The organism is Psychrosphaera sp. 1_MG-2023 (assembly GCF_030548245.1).
Taxonomy (GTDB): Bacteria; Pseudomonadota; Gammaproteobacteria; order Enterobacterales; family Alteromonadaceae; genus Psychrosphaera; species Psychrosphaera algicola.
The window spans coordinates 239,715-262,221 of record NZ_JAUORW010000006.1 but is presented as its reverse complement, the minus strand read 5'-3'; the positions used below and the strand labels follow the sequence as shown (position 1 = coordinate 262,221).

15 protein-coding genes are annotated in these 22,507 nt (G+C 39.8%); 5 read left to right on the top strand and 10 right to left on the bottom strand.

Translation table 11 applies throughout. The features are described from left to right. Window positions 1–379: 379 nt before the first annotated feature. Complete coding sequence (locus tag Q4575_RS07960) at window positions 380–1,780, bottom strand: PhoH family protein (protein WP_303522169.1); 1,401 nt, start codon at window positions 1,778–1,780, stop codon at window positions 380–382. Window positions 1,781–2,041: 261 nt separating this feature from the next. Between Q4575_RS07960 and rapA the strand changes: the two genes are divergently transcribed. Together rapA and rluA are read left to right on the top strand one after the other, a co-directional pair. Next, on the top strand, window positions 2,042–4,915 hold the full coding sequence (gene rapA, locus Q4575_RS07955; protein ID WP_303522167.1) for an RNA polymerase-associated protein RapA: 2,874 nt from the start codon (window positions 2,042–2,044) through the stop codon (window positions 4,913–4,915). 322 nt (window positions 4,916–5,237) lie between these two features. Then, a complete protein-coding gene (gene rluA / locus Q4575_RS07950; protein ID WP_303522165.1) occupies window positions 5,238–5,906 on the top strand; it encodes a bifunctional tRNA pseudouridine(32) synthase/23S rRNA pseudouridine(746) synthase RluA in 669 nt (222 codons plus the stop codon). A 116-nt stretch (window positions 5,907–6,022) separates the two neighbouring features. Here rluA and Q4575_RS07945 read toward each other — a convergent pair whose 3' ends face one another. From Q4575_RS07945 to Q4575_RS07915, 7 genes are all read right to left on the bottom strand, one after another. After that, the gene (locus tag Q4575_RS07945) at window positions 6,023–7,225 is read right to left on the bottom strand and encodes an IS256 family transposase (protein WP_303522163.1); all 1,203 of its coding nucleotides are present in this window, start codon (window positions 7,223–7,225) and stop codon (window positions 6,023–6,025) included. After that, complete coding sequence (locus tag Q4575_RS07940; RefSeq protein WP_303522161.1) at window positions 7,182–8,189, bottom strand: transposase; 1,008 nt, start codon at window positions 8,187–8,189, stop codon at window positions 7,182–7,184. Before Q4575_RS07940 ends, Q4575_RS07945 begins: the two co-directional genes overlap by 44 nt. 177 nt (window positions 8,190–8,366) lie before the next feature. Further along, window positions 8,367–8,843 carry a cyclic pyranopterin monophosphate synthase MoaC gene (moaC, locus tag Q4575_RS07935; protein ID WP_303522159.1) on the bottom strand — a complete coding sequence of 159 codons (477 nt, stop codon included), beginning with the start codon at window positions 8,841–8,843 and terminating at the stop codon, window positions 8,367–8,369. A 1-nt stretch (window position 8,844) separates the two neighbouring features. Then, window positions 8,845–9,375 carry a molybdenum cofactor biosynthesis protein B gene (moaB, locus tag Q4575_RS07930; RefSeq protein ID WP_303522157.1) on the bottom strand — a complete coding sequence of 177 codons (531 nt, stop codon included), beginning with the start codon at window positions 9,373–9,375 and terminating at the stop codon, window positions 8,845–8,847. A 402-nt stretch (window positions 9,376–9,777) separates the two neighbouring features. Next, the gene (locus Q4575_RS07925) at window positions 9,778–14,301 is read right to left on the bottom strand and encodes an alpha-1,6-glucosidase domain-containing protein (protein WP_303522155.1); all 4,524 of its coding nucleotides are present in this window, start codon (window positions 14,299–14,301) and stop codon (window positions 9,778–9,780) included. 251 nt (window positions 14,302–14,552) lie between these two features. Continuing rightward, window positions 14,553–16,574 (bottom strand): tetratricopeptide repeat protein, encoded by a 2,022-nt coding sequence (locus Q4575_RS07920; RefSeq protein WP_303522154.1) that lies wholly within the window; start codon window positions 16,572–16,574, stop codon window positions 14,553–14,555. Further along, window positions 16,564–18,375, bottom strand: a complete 1,812-nt coding sequence (locus tag Q4575_RS07915) for a hypothetical protein (protein ID WP_303522152.1) — start codon at window positions 18,373–18,375, stop codon at window positions 16,564–16,566. Before Q4575_RS07915 ends, Q4575_RS07920 begins: the two co-directional genes overlap by 11 nt. 127 nt (window positions 18,376–18,502) lie before the next feature. Here Q4575_RS07915 and Q4575_RS07910 point away from each other — a divergent pair, with 127 nt between their 5' ends. Continuing rightward, window positions 18,503–20,344 (top strand): carbamoyltransferase, encoded by a 1,842-nt coding sequence (locus tag Q4575_RS07910; RefSeq protein WP_303522149.1) that lies wholly within the window; start codon window positions 18,503–18,505, stop codon window positions 20,342–20,344. 29 nt (window positions 20,345–20,373) lie between these two features. Here the strand turns inward: Q4575_RS07910 and Q4575_RS07905 are convergent, their stop codons facing one another. Beyond that, window positions 20,374–21,036: a hypothetical protein gene (locus Q4575_RS07905; RefSeq protein WP_303522147.1), complete on the bottom strand. Its 663-nt coding sequence runs from the start codon at window positions 21,034–21,036 to the stop codon at window positions 20,374–20,376. A 57-nt stretch (window positions 21,037–21,093) separates the two neighbouring features. Between Q4575_RS07905 and Q4575_RS07900 the strand changes: the two genes are divergently transcribed. Continuing rightward, window positions 21,094–21,492 (top strand): SxtJ family membrane protein, encoded by a 399-nt coding sequence (locus Q4575_RS07900; protein ID WP_303522145.1) that lies wholly within the window; start codon window positions 21,094–21,096, stop codon window positions 21,490–21,492. Continuing rightward, window positions 21,492–21,644 (top strand): DUF5989 family protein, encoded by a 153-nt coding sequence (locus Q4575_RS07895; protein ID WP_215963552.1) that lies wholly within the window; start codon window positions 21,492–21,494, stop codon window positions 21,642–21,644. Before Q4575_RS07900 ends, Q4575_RS07895 begins: the two co-directional genes overlap by 1 nt. 169 nt (window positions 21,645–21,813) lie before the next feature. On the opposite strand, the gene Q4575_RS07890 is transcribed toward Q4575_RS07895, so the two are convergent. After that, window positions 21,814–22,287, bottom strand: coding sequence for a nuclear transport factor 2 family protein (locus Q4575_RS07890; RefSeq protein WP_215963551.1), 474 nt, complete (start codon window positions 22,285–22,287; stop codon window positions 21,814–21,816). Between the last annotated feature and the right edge of the window lie 220 nt (window positions 22,288–22,507).

The following is a 22,507-nucleotide window of genomic DNA, read 5'->3' as shown; positions in this document are numbered from 1 at the left end:
TTACCGCGAGATTAACGTCCTACCAAGTGAACGGGAAATGGTATCGAATACTAAGTTCGCTCGCAGATTTAATGCGCTATCAATACGATTAAATAACAGAAGTTTCTGCGCAACAGTGCCCCCAAACTTAGCAATTGTTTATGAATACGATATATTGTTGCATTCTTCATGCTCACGCCAATTCATAGTGCCAGTAAGTTACCCATAAATAATGCAGAGTTTCTGCACACATTAAGAATGTTTGTTTTACGGGATAGAATGCCAGATAACCTATAACCAATAATTGCAAGAAAGTAGCCTAATGTCCCTATAAAAAACGCCAGTCAGCTATTAACCGACTGGTATTAGTGCTCTGCTCGGTTTTTTAGCATAGTCTATGCTATAAATTTTCTTCAGCAAATTGCGCTAGTCTACTTCTAACAACTCCGTTCAAATTAACAGTTGCGCTGCCTTCAAAGTTTTTAAACCGTTCAACAATATACGTTAAACCTGACGTAACTGCGGTTAAATAGTTACTATCTATTTGTGCCAAATTTCCAGAACAGACGAGTTTGGTCCCTTCACCACAACGAGTAATTATTGTCTTCAACTGTGAAGCCGTTAGATTTTGGCATTCGTCTAACAATACAACTGCATTCTGAATGCTCCGCCCTCGCATAAAGTTAACAGATTTAAATTGCACATTCGCTTTCTCCATTATGTAACTCAAACTTGAGCTTGGGTTTTCATCATTCTTGTGGAGAACTTCCAGGGAGTCTGTAATTGCGGCTAGCCATGGCGCCATTTTTTCCTCTTCTGTACCTGGTAGGAAACCGATTGACTCTGCTATTTCAGGCGTATTTCTGGTAACCAATACTTTGTCATAAATGCCAAGTTCAATAACCATTTCCAATGCTGATGCTAATGCTAAAAGTGTTTTCCCGCACCCAGCTGGGCCAGTTAAAATGACCAATTCGATGTTAGGGTCCATTAATGCGTTTAACGCCATGCCCTGATAAATATTCTTCGGAGTAATCCCCCAAGCTTTTCTAGATAATAAGCGTTGCCTTCCTAAGTCAAGCAACTCCACTTTATCTTCATAATGACCTGTTACACGCGCAGCAAACTCTTCACCTTCATCTAATATATATTCGTTAATAAATGTTGGTATTGTTTTTTTAAACGTTACTTTATGAGTCGTTTCTCTACCGTCTTTTTCACTTTCTACATTTTCAACTTGTTGCCAAAAATCCCCTTCAACAACTTCAAATCCTTTAGTTAAGAGGTTTACATCATCGATTAATTGGTCTGTTGTATAATCTTCAACAAACTTTAAGCCCGCTCCTTTGGCTTTCAGTCGCATGTTAATGTCTTTTGTGACTAGCACAACTGTTACATTTGAACGTTCTTTTTGGAGATGAAGCGCCGCATTAATTATTTTATTATCGTTTACCCCTCCAGGTAAGCCCGAAACCTCCGTAGCAATTACATGATCGTTTAAAATAATCAGATGGCCCGTGACACTACTGTCTTTGAGTTCATTACGATTTAGTGGAACCCCTTCAATCATCTGTTCAGGTGTAACATCTTGAAGGATATTTTCTAACGACCGAATGGCAACTCGAGCATCCCGCGAAACATCTTTATTTCGGTCTTTGATATGGTCTAGCTCTTCGAGAACTGTCATGGGCACTAAAACATCATGTTCTTGAAAATTAAAAAAGGCGTGTGGATCATGGAGTAGAATGTTGGTGTCTAATACAAATAATTTTTTTTGTGTGCTTTCTAATGTTCTGGGCATAGGCACTTCCTTATATTATTGCTTTAAAGGGGGATGAGAACCCTTCTGTTCTATTATAACTGTAGCCAATAATCCGGACAATTTATGAAAATTTGATGAATAGATGAAAAATATTTTAGGGCCAACATTAGCCCTTATTGATGACACCGCATTTCCAAACCGGATTAATTGTCCTATTTTTAGTAAAACGATATGAAAAACAGGCCGAGACCAGTAGAATACGCGACTTTTTTACTATCCAGACTTTTTAGGAGTACATGAATGAATTTTGCTGTTGGACAACGATGGGTTAGCCAAGCCGAAAACGAATTAGGGCTAGGGACTATCATTCAACTCGACAATCGATTTGTCCACGTTATGTTTCCGGCCGCAGAAGAATCTCGCCAGTACGCAATTGATCAAGCACCTTTAATGCGTGTTGAATTTTCAATTGGCGATACGTTAACTAGCCTTGAAGAATTTAAGTTTGTTGTGACCGAAGTTCAGCAAACAGGTCAAACTTTAGTTTATGCTGGCAGTCGAACAGATAACAATGAAGATGTATTGGTTAAAGAGATCATGCTTGACCATCATGTGAGTTTAAATACCCCCGAAGCTCGACTATTCACCGCGAATTTTGACCGTCCAAATTGGTTTAACCTTCGACTTAAAGCACACCAATACAAAGCAAATTTGGAACGTTCCTCTTTATTAGGCCTACAAGGCGCACGAGTAAGTTTAATCCCTCATCAGCTATATATTGCTGATACTGTCGGCAAGCGTTTCGCTCCTAGAGTTTTACTCGCCGATGAAGTCGGTTTAGGAAAAACAATAGAAGCTGGCTTAATCATCCACCAGCAACTTATCAGTGGCCGCTCACAAAGAGTATTATTAGTTTTACCTGAAAGTTTGCAACACCAATGGTTGGTCGAAATGTTACGTCGTTTCAATTTGAAATTTTCGATTTTTGACGACGAGCGTTGTGAAGCTGAATCTGGACAAAATGAAGGGGTTAACCCGTTCGACAATGAACAGCAGATTTTAGTATCTCAAGAGTGGTTAGCTCGTGACGAAAAATGGCAAAAGTCTTTACGCGCTGCCAATTGGGATTTAGTTGTTGTCGACGAAGCTCACCATGTGACACCGCACGCGGAAGATTCTACGCATAATGACTTGGATCAATTATTTGCTGCAGTGACCGATATCGGTAGCAATACTGAGGGGCTCGTTTTATTGACTGCGACTCCTGATCAACTCGGTCATTACGGGCATTTCCTGCGTTTGCAACTTTTAGATCCAAGTCGCTTCCATAGTTATGAAACCTTCTTAAAAGAAGAAGAGCAATATAAACAGGTTGCAGAAATTGCCACAACCCTACTAAATCAAGCGGATTTAGACAAAGCTTCAAATCTTGAGCTATCAAAATTACTTGCCGATCCATTAAGCATTGAATTAATTGCAGAGTATTGCGCGAATCCAAATCGAGTTGAAACATCTGAAAAACTTATTTCTAGTTTACTTGACCGCCACGGCACTGGCCGAATCATGTTTAGGAACTCTCGCGTTGGTGTCAAAGGTTTTCCATCAAGACAAGTAACCTCTTATGGCCTACAGCGCACTGAAAGCTATTTAGACGACGTTGAATTTATTGGATTATTACCAGAATGTCACCACTCAACATTGCATGAGAAACGTTGGTGGGAACTCGACGCTAGAGTTGACTGGTTGTGTGACTTCTTAAAAGAGAACAAAGACAAAAAAGTGCTTATAATTTGTGCCCGAGCTGAAACAGCTCTTGCATTAGATGAAGCTATGTTTGAAAAAGAAGGCTTACGTACCACTGTATTCCATGAAGGTATGACTATTGTCGAACGTGATAAAGCTGCGGCTTACTTTGCCGATGAAGAAAACAGCGCTCAAGCGTTAGTTTGTTCAGAGATTGGTTCAGAGGGGAGAAATTTTCAATTCGCTCACCAGCTAGTATTATTTGATTTACCGGCCAACCCAGACTTATTAGAGCAACGAATTGGTCGACTTGATCGCATAGGCCAAACCGAAACGATTCAAATTCATGTACCGTTTTTAATCAATAGTGCACAGCAAAATTTGTTCAATTTTTATCACGATGCATTTAATGCCTTTGAGCAAACATCATCAACGGCTCGAATTGTATTTGAAGAAAACTCAGATCTAATTGACCAACTTATCAACGGAAAATTAAATGCGGAAGACTTTGAACAATTAGTAACAACTTGTCAGAAACGCAATTCTGAATTACGTAAAGATATCGAGCAAGGTCGCGATAGATTACTAGAGATCAATTCGGGTGGCGGCGATGCTGCCAAGCACATATCAGACAATTTAGAAGAAGCAGACGATTCTACGGATCTTATGAACTTTATGAATACCGTTTGGGATCAGTTTGGTGTTCAACAAGAAGAGATATCTACTTTTAGTAGTATTTTGACTCCTGGCGAGCATATGCTTAATGACCACTTCCCGGAATTAATGGAAGATGGTATGACAGTATGTTTTGACCGTGATACCGCATTATCAAAGGAAGACCAACACTTTTTATCGTGGGAACATCCAATGGTTACTGGTGCGTTAGAGATGCTCACCTCCAGTGATTTAGGTAATGTCTCTATTTGCCTTTTACCACACAAACAATTACCACCGGGTACGGTTTTATTAGAAGTTGGCTATTTATTGACGACAACAGCCCCAAAAAAATTGCAATTACATAGATATTTACCAAATACGTTGATCCGTGTTTTGCTAGATAAAAATGGCAACGACTTGGCTGATAAAGTTAAACAAGGAGCACTTGATCAAACTTTAAAAAATGCAAAAAAACAAGTGGCCTTACAACTGGTTAAAGCATTAAAAGATGATGTATCTTCTCTCCTAACACAGGGTGAAATTATTGCTAACAACTCTGCCGTAGCCATTAAACAAAATGCTAAAGCGAAGCTAATCGAATCTAGACAATCTGAACTTGAAAGATTAGAAGCGTTACAAGCCGTAAATCCGGCAATACGCGACGAAGAAATTAGTTTTTTGCAAACGCAAATTGACAGTTCATTAACAGAAATCGAATCGGCTCGTGTCCAATTAGATTCAATTCGACTAATCGTCGCTACTCAAGGTAAGTAAAAAAATGGGTGTCTAATGATTACATTCAATTATTTAGACACCCATCTGTCTTTTTCTAACAGTCTGTCAAAAAGCTTATTGTGACACCCATTAGAAAAGCTTATTGTGACACCCATTAGAACTTAACTAGAGCGTGTTATCAGGACACCCATTCAAACTAACTAAACTGACGGAATAAAAAGCACTAATTAGCTGTAAACCCGCTTATTCCTCACGCACTCGTTTAATTAAATAAAAACATCTCACTTAAGCATTGGGCAAATTCGTTTGGTGATTTATAATCCACCTAACAAAGACACCCACCAATAAATAGAAACTTTAAATGGCAATCTTGAATTACTCTCCTCCGATGGATCCATATTTACAGATACTTTATCGGGATGAGCACATTATCGCGTTAAATAAGCCTAGTGGGTTGCTATCTGTTCCAGGGCGTAAGTTATCCCATTTCGATTCTTTGATGTCACGCGTGCAGGCAGTTTGGCCAAACTCTGGTGTTGTACATCGATTAGATATGATGACTTCCGGTATTATGATCATGGCAATGCATAAAGATGCATTGAGGAATTTAAATAGGCAGTTCCAAGAACGACAAACGCAGAAAGAATATATTGCGAACGTTAGTGGTCATGTTGAAAATGATTCTGGAGAAATTGATCTGCCACTAATTTGTGACTGGCCTAATAGACCAAAACAGAAGGTATGTTACGACACAGGTAAGGCTTCTCTGACAAAATATATCGTTTTAGAAAGAGGACAAACAAGTGATATTGAATGGACTCGAGTAAAATTGATACCAATTACAGGCAGAAGTCATCAATTAAGAGTACATTTAAAAGAGTTAGGACATCCTATATTGGGGGACCGACTTTATGCTCCTCCACATATAATAGCAGCTGCAAATCGACTTAATTTACATGCTCAAATGTTGACAGTACACCACCCTTTGACCGACGATTTAATTAAGTTTGAAGAACCAGCTCCGTTCTAGCTAAATGAAGCGGATTCTTAAAACTAGTCGAGCCATCCCCAAAATATTTTCGATTATTTGACAAGTTACTTCGGCGTTTAGGAGGGCGTTCAGAATTCTGTGTCAGCCAAATTGTTTTAGATATCTAAGACATTATCCAAGCGCCCATCGAAGTGAATCGCCAGTTGAGACAATGTCATATTCCAGTTCTGGATGGGCATTGTCCATTTCTTAGAAGCATTTAATATCCCAGCATACAGCAGCTTTAGCAAGCTGTTTTCATTCGGGAACCCACCTTTTGTTTTCGTCAATTTGCGAAACTGCCGATGGACTGCCTCGATGGCGTTGGTTGTGTAAATTGCCTTGCGCACATAGTCGGGATACTTGAAGTACACCGACAGGTTAGCCCACTTATTGCGCCAAGAGCGCAATACGATAGGGTACTGCTTACCCCATTTCGTTTCCAGGCGGTCAAGCTCTGCCTCTGCGGCCTCTTTACTCACTGCACGGTAAACTGGTTTCAAGTCGGCCATGAACTCTTTCTGATGCTTAGATGCGACGTATTTGAGTGAGTTACGAATTTGATGGATCACACATTGCTGAACTTCAGTTTCTGGATAGATAGTGGCAATCGCTTCCGGAAATCCGGTTAGGCCGTCAACGCAAGCAATTAAGATATCTTCTACACCGCGATTATGGAGATCGGTCAGCACAGAAAGCCAGTAATTGGCACCTTCAGATTCGGATAAGTAGAGACCTAGTAGCTCTTTCTTTCCATCTACACCCAGACCTAAAATGGTGTATATGGCTTTGCTGACATAACGCCCGTCTTCTTTGATTTTGTAATGGATAGCATCGAGCCAGACAAAGGGGTAAACCGCGTCTAATGGACGTTGTTGCCATTCCTTCAATTCAGGAATAAGACGGTCAGTAACCGCACTAATCGTCGCTTCTGATACTTCGATACCATACAAGTCTTCGACATGGCCACGGATGTCACGATAGCTCATACCGAGCGAAAACATCGACAGTACTTTACGGTCGATTTCATCGGTTAACTTAGTTTGGTTTTTTCTGACAAGCTGAGGTTCGAAAGAGCCTGCTCGGTCTCGCGGTGTGTCTAATTCGAATTGGCCAGTAGGCGACTTGACCGTTTTCTTGCTGGTACCATTTTTTCGATTAGGTTTTGTATCTTCTTCTAAGTGTTGCTCTAACTCTGCTTTGAGCGCAGCTTCTGTAAGTTGTTTGATGAGTGGCGTTAGAACACCGTCTTTGCCCGTCAGGCCTTTACCAGATTTAAGTTGTTCTATAGCTTTGTTGAAATCGAAGTCTTGAGTCATGTGTCATTCCTGTTTTGTATATTTTATCGAAATGACACAGATTTCTAAACACTACCCGTTTAGAGCCAAAGCATTTGCAAAAACGGGTTAACGATTCGGTATTTCCAACAGCACCATGAAATAAGTCTTCAAAATAAGTTGTTGATGAATACCACTTATCTCTAATTACGTTTGCCATAGAAGACGTTTCACTCGATTTTTCAGAGCTGAAATCGTGTATTCGGTCACTAACAAGTTGGATATAAGAACTTTCACTTATTGCTAGCCCGCTTATATTTTTTTCAGTCAAGTACTGTAGTTTAGTTATTATTGAACCACTTCGATTTGCGTTTTCTCGCAATTTAATACTTGTGTAATGTGATGTTTTAATTGAACTCGCTATGCCGGCTCGATGTGGGTTTAAATCGACATAAACCATGCAGCATAAAACGGCTTGCTCATCTAGAAGGGCTTGTGACTTAAATCGCCCTTCCCAAAAGCGACCGGTACAATTGTCTTCCTTATTCGCCTTACGCGCCACAAATTCATTTAAACTTCGCATGAACCAGCTAATATCCATTAAACGAGACCGGTACACTTCCACTGTGTCCTCAACCATCCTTAGTTCAGCCTCCGACATGCCTCGTCCTGCATTTTTTGTATACCGTTGAGTTAAAATTGTTCCCTTAAATAATCGATGCCATCTACTAAGCACTTCCTGTGCACACCAATTTTGCGCTTTTTGGTGGTTGACATATAACACGCTATGCGTGTGATTATTCATGACTGCAAAAGCGTACACATCGATAGCGAATGAGTTAGGTAATTCTAATAGTTTATTTTGAACCCAACTTCGGCGATGCTCGTAGTTTCGTCCTGAAACTGGATCAAGCCCACACAAATACGCCCGACGAACACAACGGGATACGCAGTGATAAAATCGAGTTGCCTCGATATTAATCTGTCGTTTCCTTGCTAACGCCATGCTTTTCCTCACAATCTAACTTCGATAGACAAAATTGCCATTTCCATATGGCTTTCGCTCCCTGCACAATTAAGATGGCCTAATTTTGTAAAGAAGTCACCTGTACCTAGGTACAGTTTTTATGCTTAAAATGAAATAAATTGGGAAGGGTTATGTAACACTTTGATTTTATGTTATTTATTTAACAGACCAATCTGGAGATTTCCCACCTGATTTAGATGTCACTCGGATACCGTCAATTCTCATGTTTTGGTCAACAGCTTTGCACATATCAAACAGGGTCAATGCAGCAACATTAATAGCCGTCAACGCTTCCATTTCTACACCAGTATTGCCCTTTACTTTACATAATGACACTATTTTTATGCGGCCTTTATCTTCTTCTACCTCAAAATCAACATCAATTTTAGTCAATAATAAAGTATGGCAAAGAGGGATAAGATCGGCGCATCTTTTTGCTCCCATAATGCCTGCAATTCGGGCTGTAGAAATCACATCGCCTTTTTTATTGGTATGTTCAATAACTTGCTTCATCGCTTCGTCATTTATATAGATAAAACCCTCAGCAGTAGCGATCCTATTTGTAATTTTTTTATCGCCAACATCCACCATCGATGCTTGGCCTTGATCATTAACATGGGATAACTTTGCCATTTTACCCCCTTGTAGTGCAAAACGAATTTGTCACCTGACCAACAAAATTACATGGTTTATAGGTCGAATCAAGTTGTGACGAAATAATACTCCAGGCAGTTTTACATGCACCTGTTGAACCTGGCATGCAAAAAATTACCGTTCTATTTGCAATGCCAGCCAACGCTCTTGATTGAATTGTTGAAGTGCCAATTTCTGTGTACGAAATATGTCTGAATATTTCACCAAAGCCTTCAATTTTCTTGTCAAAAAGGGGTTTCAAAGCCTCTGGAGTAGAATCTCTACTAGTAAAACCAGTGCCGCCAGTCGTTAATATAACATCAACGTTGTTGTCGGCTATCCAGTTGGAAACCGTTGCTCTCATTTGATAAACATCATCTTTAACTATTTCTTTTGCATAACATTCGTGACCATCGTCTTGCAAAGCAGTAACTAAATAGTGACCACTGGTATCATTCGATTCGTTGCGACTGTCTGATACGGTTAATACGCATACTTTGAGTGCTGTTTTTTCATTTTCACTAGTTGTCATTTATTTACCTTCATTCACAGTTTTTATATACCAATTGTACTTCGAAAGCTGATCCGCATCCAAAAATCTACCAAATTTGGATATATCCGCAACGATAATAGATGGAAATTGTAAGTCAATATATTGTGCCTAAAGATTATATCCGCCGGACGATTTAGTCCTATTCTCATTTTTACTATGATAGCGATTATTCAATGATAGCCGCAGACTCTACAATTCAATGCAAATAACTTAATAACAACATTTTAAGAATCAATAAGTTCACTCTAAAGCTTAGATGGGTGTCTTGATAACAGCGGCCCTGAAATTGATAAGTTCGCTCAAAAATTTAGATGGGTGTCTTAGTTATTGCAGGCATAAAAAATCCGGCACTCAGGCCGGATTTTTTAAATGTATCAAACTTTAATTTGAGCATTGCTCAATCAATAGAGTTCCAACATTATTCCCTTGCGCAGGATTTTCTTCGTTTAGAGTTAATAAGAAACTATACTTACCATCACTTAACGTAGTTTGGTTATTAGTCGTTCCCGCGCCTTTATAGGCTACATCATAGCTGACACCTACAATTAGATCGCCAGTCTCAATTTCGCCCGACGAATTTTGAGCCCACAACTGTGTAGTCCACGAACCATCATTTGATGCTAGCTTAAACGGGAAACTACCATTGAAGTTCGCTACCGCTTTATATTGATTACTTCCAATATAAACGAGTTCAAATTCTGGTTTTGGGTCCCACCCGCTGTGTTCGCCGCGAACAAACAACTTGCCCCCTGTAATTGCAAATGGTGCATCACCCGCTGATATAGGTGCTTCACAACTCACTAATGCATTTTGCAGTTTTATAGACAGTATCGGCGTAACGCCCGACACATCTATGGTGATTGCATAGGTCCCGGCTTGAGTAATGTCAGTGCCGAAGTCATTGTTGCCTCCATCGGTAATAACATTGGAATCACCTGCGACCACTACATCAGAAAATGACAAGTCCACATCTGTGCTATTCATGTCGGCAATATCAAAAATAATACTTGCCGCACTAAGCGTTGCCGCCGCTGTATAAACACCACGCCCGTCATATTCAAATGCCAATTTATCAGACGCAAAGCCGCTTCCAAAAATCGGCGTGTCGCCGTAAGGTGAATTAACATAATCTGGGTCAACTGCTAATCCAATAGACTGCGCATTCCCCTGTGCCTTAACAAATACAGCAATAGTATGAGCTGGGATACTAAACGTTCCCACACCGCCGGATTCAACAAAAGATGCCGTTTGAACTATCGTATCCGCGCTGCTCAGTTGAACAGGATGTAAGGTAAATCCAGACGCTGATGAAATAGCGTGACTGACAGTATTTGCTGTGCCATTGACAGCGACAACCAATGCATCATTATTTTCATCCAAATCAGTTAAACCTGTTCCGTCATCAATACTCATCATAATCAAACCTTTTGTTTGATTAGGACCGGTATTGTGGAAACCAACGCGGCGGATAACTTGGCTTTCATCTGTCAATCTAAATAGCGGGCTCGATTTACGAATTTGTAAAAACTCATTAAATACCGCACTGCTTCGCTCTATTTGCTGTGATGAAACCGCTATGTTTGCGTTTGCAGAAATCGCAGCTTTAAAGTCACCACCAAGCTCAATTGGTAAGCCTACATTCCAATTATTAGACATATTAGTGTAGTCAACACGGTTGTACCAATCACCAGCATCATAGGTATTGCGGTCCATCGATTTAGATCGCAACTTATCAATAGCCAACTGGAAGAAAGGTATTCCTTGGCTAACTAATGGAATTGCGGCAGACAAGCTGTGTATACGAACACGAGTATCACTATCTATTTCAGGCGCCAAATTACCTTCATATTGTAAATTATCCCATAATGACTCGTTATCATGCTTAGACACATAGTTAATTATATCAGCAGGGTCTAAAGCATATGATGATTGGGCAAAGTTTTTACCTAGTTTCTTAGCGCCATTTTGGTCTACTAATTCAAAGTTTTTCAATGTTCCAGCCATACCTAATCGAATATGATCAATATCTGACAGACTAGATGACGATTTACTTAGTGCTGCACTTCGTATCGTATCACGAGGACGGTCATTAAATGACCCTATCTCGGTATTGGCAATGTTTGCTTGAGTCGCCTGCTTGAATAATCGATTACCAGCAACTTCGCCCCAGTCCCAGCCTTCGCCGTAGAAATACGTATCTGGATCAATTGCTGCAACCGCTGTGCGACCATCTAAAAGAACGTCCAACGGCATATGCCCCATAATATCAAATCGGAATCCATCTAAGCCATAATATTGGGCCCAATGTACCAACGAATCGATAACAAATTTACCCATCATACGATGCTCTGTTGCCGTGTTTTCACAACATGTTGAACGCTCGATGTCACCCGTAACTTCACTGTAGCGGTGATAATAACCAGGGACTAATTTGTCAAAAACAGAATTGTCATATAGACCCGACGATGCAGTGTGGTTATAGACTACATCTAACACAACTCTTAAACCTTTTTCATGCAGAGCTTGCACCATTTCTCTAAATTCTTTTACGCGAACAACACCGTCTGGATCAGAAGAGTAGCTGCCTTCTACAACATTAAAGTGATGCGGGTCATACCCCCAGTTAAAACCATCCATACCACGAAGTGAGTTAACTAAATCTTTCGCTTCATTGGTCGCCGGATCGTAACCGTCTAAAACGTCAATAATAAGAGCTGAATTTGATGCCACCCCACAAACTGGTGCTGAGCCATTACGTGCACATAATTCACCAACTGTGCTAGTTAATTCAATGCGCTTAGTTTCGTCTTCTTCAATACTTGCAATATCATTTGCTGGCAACATATGAAAATGTGTTAAGCCCGATGACGCTAATGTTGAAAGGTATGTATTCGCATCCGTACCGGCTTCTGTAAACGCCATGTATTTACCGCGATTGCTCACAGAAGTCGTTGTGTCAAATATACTAAAATCACGAATATGCGTTTCTAATATCGTTGCATCTTCAATGTTTTTCACAGTAGGTATTGTATGGCTATCCCAATTTGTAGGCTTTAAGTCATCGTCTGATAAGTTCACAAACTGCGAATAGCGACCATTTGTAGAGGTATTCACTGAATATGGGTCTGTGGCTTCTGTTGTTACAACCGCTTTCGAAACCGGGTGATAAACTTCAACAGAAAATCGATAAAAATGTCTGTCGTAACTTTCGTTCTCAGTTGTTGCATACGACCAAACACCTGTCTTATCGTCGTAGTTCATATCATGAGTTGCAATTAAAGATTTGTTGGCTGCATAAACTTTGAGTTTTAACGCTTTTGCTGTAGGCGCCCATGCTTTAACGCTAATCACATCACCGTTATAAGTTACCCCTAAATCAGTAACTTCATCTGCATCATCTGCACCAAATGTATAAATCGCATCTAACGCTTTTGCACTTTGAACGTAAGTCGCTGAAATAGGTTCGTCTCCACTGAAAGAAGCTAAAACCAATTGCTGTTTTAGCATCGATTTTTGCTCAGCTAAAGTAGCGTCGAAACTATATGCTTTCCAACCTGCAACTAAATGTGGAACTCTTAATTTCTGCGCATCCGTTAATGTAGTTAATGTTAGAGTAAGACTATTAACGGCTGAGAACGTATTATCGAGTTTACCTTCGTCGTCAAACACGATACGTAGGTCATCGCCCTCTCCGTTCCAAAGTACAGTATTTTCGTCAATCCAATGCGCTGACGCATTCTCAATTTTAAATGGCACTTCTGTTGTCACGTCATTAGGATCATGAAAAATTCCATTACCTGAAACGATAAATGCCCAACGAGAATCTGCTAGCGTTAATTTGTGGTCAACATCATCTGGGTCCTTATCATTGCCACTGTGTAAAATGTAATTTAAACATGTCGCACCATCTTTTGTATCAACAATCCAATAAGCACCATAATTATCATCTACACCGTCATGAGAAAGCCCAGCATCCCACTCAGTTCCAGAAGTAGCATCAAAATCGAAATAGCCATCACAAGTTTCGTTATTCCATGCATGGATTTTCCAAGCGGAATAATCGCCATCGTCACGTTTATAATAAAATACAGCTTGGCTGTCTGTCGGAACAATACTTGGTGCAACAGAATTTGAATTTTTAACAACTGTAACTGTAATTTCTAACTCTGATTGCTCAGTAACTAATGCGTCGTCTTGAGCGACAAGCGTGATCTTGTAATTAGTAAGATTTTCAAATATCAGTTTGGTGCTATCCGTGATGGTAATTTCGCCCGTTGTCTGGTCAATTGCGAAAATACTTTGAGGATCGACAAGGCTCCAATTGATAGTATCCCCATCAGGATCATTACCCACTGCAGAGTAAACGGTGGTCCCATTACTTGTTGCTTCAATTACAGAAAAACCAGCACTAGAAGTTATCACTGGCGCTTGGTTTAGCACGATAGAATTCACATTAACGCTTATAGTTAAACTCGAACTAAGTGGCGAAGTCGCACTGTCTGTTGCGGTAATAGTTATTTGATACGCCGCTAAGTCTGCTGCAATAAGTTTAGCGGCATTTTGAACGGTAATTTGACCGGTACTTGCATCAATCGAGAAAATGCCTTCGTTGTCGGATAACTCCCAGGAAATTGCATCACCTTCGGCATCTGAAGCTGATGCAGTGTAAACACTAGTTCCATTTACGGTTCCTTCGTTCAACGTCAGCGTCGAAGCCGAGTTAATTGTTGGCGCAGTATTAACCGCTTCACTTATACAAGCCGTTTTATCTGAATTTAAAACTAATGGTGCGCGACAAGTCAAATCTTCAGGATCTGATGAATCGCTACCCCCACTGCATGCCGAAATAACGCTTATAATGCCTAAACATATTGCTGACCTTGTCAGTTGATGCCTGCTCTTCATTTGTTGAACCCTGCTTATTTTTATAATTTCTTTCGTACACTATATGAATATTTGAAGCTAGATTCTGCTGAATACGTATGTATGAAAATTCAATAAAAGTCATACCGATTGTCGATATTTAAAGTAAACACTTGGGTGGGTGTCCTGATAACTTGGGTGGGTGTCCTGATAACTTGAGTGGGTGTCTTGCTAACTTGGGTGGATCTCCTGATAACTTGAGTGGGTGTCTTGCTAACACCCTCACAATTTACTTAGTTTAAGTGGCGTTTAATCTGTGGAATGTTTTCTAAAGCCGTTTTATTAGTCGGATCTAATTCCAATGCAGCTTCTAAATAAGTTAAAGCTTTGTTTAATTTCCCTACTTCTGAATAAGCATGAGCTAATGCAAGCCGCGCGTTTACATCTTTTGGGTTTTCGATTAACACCCGCTTTAAAAAACGAATTGCTTCAAGCGGTTTATTCCCCTGGATAAGCTGAATCCCTGTGTTAAAACTCCTCTCAGAGTCATTTGGAATTGCATCAGCCAACAATTTTGCGGTGCGTAAATATAATTCAACATCATTGTTTTTCTTCGCTAGTTTTTGCGTTTCAGTCGCTAACGTCATCCAGTCAATTTTTTTCTTATAAGCGGCAAAGCCAATTTCATCAAGTTCGTTAATTTTGAGCGGTAACACGACTCGTTTAGGTTCATCAGTGAACGGGTAATCTGCCATAAGACCCGCGATTTTAGCAGCACCCCAATACACCTCAGCTCGCAATAAAGGGATGTCACTTTGGGCTTGGCTACGTGGGATTTCGTTCCGGAACTTACCAAATAATTCAGACTTTTTTAATGCAGTATAAAATACATCTGAAATCTCAAAGTAACCTTTAACTGTTGGATGCAAGTGTTCGATCATAACACTCTCATCTATAATTCCCTGTGGAGATGCCCGCTCTAACGCCAAATTTGCATCCACAAAGATTGCCGAAAACTCTTCCGCTAACTTTTTAATAATACCGTTAATTTCATTTGGACCTCGAAACCTGAGCAAATCATTTTGTCGCGCGGCTTCAAAATGTTGTTTCGCTAGTGGAATGTTGAATTTCGACAAATTGTATTGCCCTAGCCAGTAATGTGCGTTAGCGCTACGTAGATTTGCCATTGCGTGTAAAACTTCAAGTTCACCTTGTTGCAACATAGGCGCTTGGGTTTTCGCGTTTTGCGTTAATGCAAAACGAGCTAATGCTAATTTAATCTCTTCAGTTCCATTAATACTACGGTGGGTGTCTACGCTATTTCTGATGTTTGTTTGTTGAGTCTCTTGATTCAAATTTGAATGGGTGTCTTGATAATAATCTTGAGTCTCTTGATTTAAATTTGCTTGGGTGTCTTGATAATTATCAGAGCTCACTTTTTTTGAAGCTAAAGCGTTTACAACATCATCGACAGAGATGGGCTTTGACACAAAGGGGGCTTGGTCGACAAGATTACTGCCTATAGAACTAATAAAAACAGGGATACCAGCACGTTGGTATTTTCCAAGTAACAGTGCCATATTGCCTTCAAACTGTGCTAAACCGGCGTTAAATAGGTCTGAATCCACTTCAATATTTTTGTGTTTGGCTACTTTAGCCATTACAGTACGTGACGTTCCCGTTGATTGATCCATCTCAGGTTGAGCAAACCAATAATAAATGCGCTGCATCAATTGGAATATTCTTAAGTCCTTGAGTTTAAGGTACATCAAGGTCGCTCCTCGTGAGTTGGCCGCCGTGTAATTGCTCCCTACACCGAGAATCCCCAAATACTCATTGTGACCCGCATAAATTAGTACTGCATCCGGTTTTTGCTCAATGATCTCATCGGCAAAATCCAGCAATGTATAACTATTTACCGCGGAAAGTGCAGTATTCACCACTTCAACGGTTTGTTCGGGAAAGGTTTGTTTTAGTCGATAATCCAACATTCCAGCAATCGAAGCCCCTAACCCATATGGAAAGCCGGCGGCTGTTGAACCCCCTTGAACAAATAGTCTAATCCCGTCTTTGGGTTTTTTCTTCAAAAAGAAATTAGGTTCAATCGTGACGTTCGGTGCTAATTTATCGTTGGCAAAATAACGTCCGACAACTTGCGGCATGGGTAACAAATAATGAGGCGCGGCTGGGTTTTCAATAAATAAAGGTATCGACTTACCAAATCCAGAAAATCGAAGCGCAAACTCAATGGCAACAAAAAATAATATTGGTATTAAAAAAGCAATTACTCGAAACACCCAAGTTTTAGTTTTCATTTTTTAGCCTTATTGCTTGTTCAACTTTTCCGATAAAAAAATCCACTCTACTCGTATCTTTCAACTTTGCTTTCGCCTTAATTAACAAACTTAAACTGCTATCAAACTGCTTCAACAGAAAATAATTATGGGCTAGATTTAATATATAATTTTGATTATCTGGGTCCAACTTTAACGCTCGTCGTTGGTAAAATGTTGATATTGGTATGTCGCTAATTTGTCGGTAGATTAACGCTGCATCATTTGCCGCAATTGGTGAGTTTATTAGCGCGTCCGACAATACACCATATACTTTAGCTGCCTGTCCTAACTGTTTATTTGCTTTATAAATTGATATTAATTTCTTTTGTTGGGCTATCCAATCTATACCTTGTGCTCGTTCGATCAAAAGGTAATCTATTTCTGATCTTGGCGTGAACTCAGGTAACGGCTCAAATTTTACTTTAAATGGATAATCGCTCTTTAATTGTTTAATTTTTAGTTGCGCCCATGCTTCATCAAATTCAGTTACAGGGACATCCAACCAAGCTTTTTGGCGTGTTACGGAAGTATATTCATCCCCAATCAAACCGGTATTTTTAATTGCCGTATAGAAACTTTCAGCCAGAATAAAATAACCTCTCAAAGTCGGATGTACATGTTCTAACATAAGTTGTTGATCAATGATCCCTAACCTCGAATCTTGCCGATACAACTGTTCTACATTAACTAGACTGACACCGTCTTCAGCCGCGAGGTCGCTGATGACTTGATTAAACGCACTCGGTGCCCTAAATCGAAGCTGATCGAGGTCTTTTGCATTAATAAATTGCTCCAAAGCCTCATTGAATTTACGATTATTAACAAATGATAATGCGGAAAGATAAGCTTTACTTGCGTCATCATCGGTTTTATTTAACAAATGAATTTGCTCAGTTGATAAGTCACTCGACTTGACAGCTTGCTGCCAATCAACCTTCCCAATACTCGAAAACGGTGGCTGGTCCTGCTCATTACTGACTAAGTTCGCCAACAAAACGGGGATCTGTTGTGCTTTATACTTGCTCAGTATAACTTTCAAATTATCCCGAAATTGTTCAATACCTTTATGATATAGCGGACTGTCGTACGCGATATGTTGCCCCTTCGCTACTTTCGACATTAAAGAGCGAGATGGCTCATTGCCATCTTTGGATAATTCTCCATTCCACCATGTATACAAAGTTTGAACGAGTTGATACAGTCGCAAGTCTTTAAGCAGCAAAAATGCCAACGTTGCACTTCGCCCTCCTCTAGCCGCAAATGTAGAGCCTACGCCCATTACGCCCAAATACTCATTATGTCCGGCGTAGATCAAAATAAGATCAGGCTCAATTTCGATAATCTCATCAACAAAATCCATCAAAGTATATGAGTTAACAGCAGCCATTGCGGTATTAATTACTTCAATATTTTTGTGAGGATACGTCCGTTTAAATCGTTGCTCTAACATACCTTGCAGGGAGCCAAACCGGCCGTATGGAAATCCAGCTGCTGTACTTCCTCCTTGCACAACAATTCGAAAAGTAGTTTCAGCTTTGTTCTTTTGAAAGAATACGGTGTCAGGACTGACATTTGGAGCCGCATTTGGATTTGCAAAGTATCGTTGGATTATATTTGGGTTAGTTTGGAGATAGCCTGGCATATCAGCACTTTCAACAAACAACGGAACGGTCTTACCAAACCCAAACGTTCGTAAACCAACTTCAGCCAATCCCAACAATACAAATGGAATAATGATCGCGATGAGATAAAAAACAGGCCGAGTCGTTCGTGTCGTCAAAAGGAAATACTACCAAGTAATTCAATACATAGGTATGCAACGGTAGCGAATGAGGTCGATTGCCGCAAGGTAAAAGTGCTAGACTCATTAGTTAATACGAATGCATAAATTGCCAACTAAGACATCTATGACAAAAAAAATTCTCGGTATCTCAGCTTATTATCACGACAGTGCTGCAGCGATTATCGAAGACGGTAAAATTATTGCTGCCGCGCAAGAAGAGCGTTTTTCCCGCAATAAGCATGACCCCAACTTTCCTGCACAAGCAATTCAATTTTGCCTAGATGACACTAATTGCAATTTAGAGCAATTAGACGCGATCATTTTTTATGACAAACCCTTACTTAAATTCGAGCGGTTATTAGAAACCTACTTTGCCAATGCTCCCTTTGGTATTCGTTCATTTATTCGCGCAATGCCTATTTGGTTAAAGGAGAAACTGTATTTAAAGAGCATTTTGCGTCGAGAATTGAGGAATTTGGCCGGATTGGATAAAAAAGCCAAACTACCAACATTATTATTTAGCGAACATCATCTTTCACATGCTGGCTCAGCATTTTTTCCATCGCCATATGAAGAAGCGGCAGTTTTATGTTTGGATGGTGTTGGGGAATGGGCAACCTCAACAGCCTGGTCAGGAAAAGAAAATAAACTGTCACCTATTTGGGAAATTCAATTCCCACATTCTCTTGGACTCCTCTATTCGGCATTTACCTACTACTGTGGATTTAGGGTTAATTCCGGAGAGTATAAACTAATGGGTTTGGCACCTTACGGTGAACCTGTTTACGTTGACAAAATTCTAGATAAACTTATCAATGTTCATGACGACGGCAGTTTCGACTTAGACATGTCTTACTTCGATTATGCCGTGGGCGATCGTATGACAAACAGTAAGTTCGATAAACTATTTGGCGGGCCCGCTCGTTTAAGTGACTCCGAAGTAAGCCAAAAAGAAATGGATTTAGCCCGTTCAATACAGGTTGTCACTGAGGAAATCGTTCTTAAAATTGCCAAACATTTATATACACTTGTGCCTTCAAAAAACCTTTGTTTAGCCGGTGGCGTCGCCCTAAATTGCGTTGCTAATGGTCGATTACTTAGAGATGGTCCTTATGAAAACATATGGATCCAACCGGCTGCGGGTGATGCCGGCGGCGCATTAGGTGCCGCATTAGTTGCCTGGCATCATTATTTTGAGCAACCTCGATTAATTGACTCTTCGAACGACTCTATGTTTGGAAGCTATCTAGGGCCATCTTATTCAAATGAACAAATCAATGCAGAAGTTGAGAAGCAAAAGTTAGTTGCGAACAGTATAAGCAATGAAAATCTTTATGATCATGTTGCAAAATTAGTCGAGCAGGGAAATGTTATTGGTTGGTTCCAGGGGAGAATGGAATTTGGTCCGCGTGCCTTAGGTAACCGTTCTATTATTGGTGATCCGCGAAATGTAGCAATGCAGTCGACAATGAATTTAAAAATAAAATACAGAGAGTCTTTCCGCCCCTTTGCTCCCGCCGTATTAGCCACTGACGTCGCAAAATATTTTGACCACGATGTTGAAAGTCCCTATATGTTATTCGTCGCAAACATTAAAAGTGAGCTAAAGCTTAAAACCGACAACGCGCTATTTGGTATAGACAAACTAAATCAAAAACGTTCGACACTGCCGGCGATTACCCATGTGGACTACAGTGCCCGTATACAAACGGTTCATGAAGATACCAATCCAGAATTCCATAATTTGTTATCTTCATTTAAAGCAAAAACAGGATGTGGTGTATTGGTTAATACGTCATTTAATGTTCGTGGCGAACCACCTGTCTGCTCCCCAAAAGATGCTATTCGATGTTTTTTGGCTACAGAAATGGACTACTTGGTAATGAACAATATTGTACTAGCTAAAACTGATCAGCCGCAGTCTGCAATAGATGTCGCTAAATCTATTAAATTTGATATGGATTAAACGATGTTTTCTCTGATGACAAATAAAACTCACTCATCCACCTTTGATAAATACGATTCGCCTCGGTGTAGCAGAATTAGGTTTAATCTTAAAAATAACGCAGACACATACATGAATTTGCCAGCAAATAACATGGACCCCCATGCAACCCCACCGGTAATTAACCCCGTAAATAACGTTGACACCCATGCAAGTTCGACGGTAATTAATCCAGTAAATAACATGGACACCCATGCAAACCCGCTGGTAATTAACCCAGTAAATAACGTTGACACCCATGCAAACCCGCTGGTAATTAACCCGGTAAATAACATAGAAAATAACATAGACACCCATATAAACCCGCCGGTAATTAATCCAGTAAATAACATGGACACCCATGCAAACCCGCCGGTAATTAATCCAGTAAATAACGTTGACACCCATTCAAACCCGCTGGTAATTAACCCAGTAAATAACGTTGACACCCATGCAAACCCACTGGCAATTAACCCAGTAAATATCGTTGACACCCATATAAATTCACCTGTAATTAACCCAGTAAATAACGTTGACACCCATGCAAGTTCGCCGGTAATTAATCCAGTAAATAACGTTGACACCCATGCTAACCCGCCGGTAATTAATCCAGTAAATAACATGGACACCCATGCAAATTCGACGGTAATTAATGCCGCAAATAACTTGGACACCCATGATAATTATTTAACAGTCCTACCCATCTTTAGCAAAATAGAGGGAATGAATCTATGAATAGACCCGACTTAAATGAACTCAAGTCATTTGCATTGACAATGAGCTGGGCGTTTCCTGTCATATTTGGGGCGTTCCTGCCTTGGGTATTTTCCTATAACTGGCAACTTTGGCCTTTTGCTATCTCTGTTGTTTTAATGTCGTTGTACTTAGTCAAACCGAGTCTTATTTATTACCCATTTAAATTTTGGAGTGTGATTGGTGGGGTAATGGGATGGATTAATACTCGAATTATTTTGAGTTTAAGCTTTTATATATTGATCGCGCCTTTAGGGGTTGTACTGCGCTATTTTGGAAAACTTCAATACAAATCAAAAATGCCAACGAATGCAACTTCAAATTATGTCAAACCTGAGGCAGAATCGAGTAAGAACAATTTGGAGAATCCGTTTTAATGATTGAATTTATAACTGACCTTTGGGCATTTTTAAAAGTCCGCAAAAAGATCTGGCTCATGCCTATCATTGTCATATTAAGTCTGCTTGGCGGGTTAGTAGTTGCAACACAGCAATCAGCTTTAGCAACCTTTATCTATACGTTATTCTAATTTAAAGGGGAAACTTCCCCTTTTTATTTTTGCCACTCATTTTGAGCTTTGAGTAGGTTCTAAATAACTTTCCAACCATTTAAAATGATTGTTTTGTGAATTAATAAACTACACAAAATTCAAAACCAGTTTCTGCATTGAAAACAGCGCTATTTTAAGTTACTTGATATTATTCGTGATATTTTCGAATAACAGCGACTTTTCCATCTTCAATTTCAAGCACTTCCATCATAACCTGCGAATAGGCTATTTCCTGATTATTTTGCGGGTGGATTCCTTTTACGGAATTCTTGTACCTAATCGCGATTGCAGAGTGATTAAAGACAAATACATTTAACAATTCAGCTTTGTACTCTGTATGCGCGCCCATATAGAACGTCATGCCCTTTCTCATCGCTTGTTTGCCATCTGGTTGACGCGAATCGTCGGTGACATACGGAAGATGTGAATGACCAATATCATCTTTAAGCAAGGCTAAATAATCTTCTAGTGCTTCGGGAGTCGTACCGGGTAATTGAGTCTTTACCATAGTGTCGAAATAAGTTTGAGCAAATTTTTTCAAATCTAACTCTTTTGCATCCCCATGAGCAAAGACGGTGGTCGAGAATACAAAACATAAACTGACTAATAACCACTTTTTCATAAACTTTCCTATTTTAATGTTTTACCTATATTTGAAATTTTCGTTTAAAAACGTTTGTCTAAACAGCAATTTAGCACAAACATTATCCAACATAACAATATACCTCATTCCCTCTAAACTATTTTACTTAGAACTGAATAACTTTAGTATTTACAGCGATCTATGTAACCAAAAAATAGACTTAAAGATCACTGCATACTTGATTATCAATAAAATATAA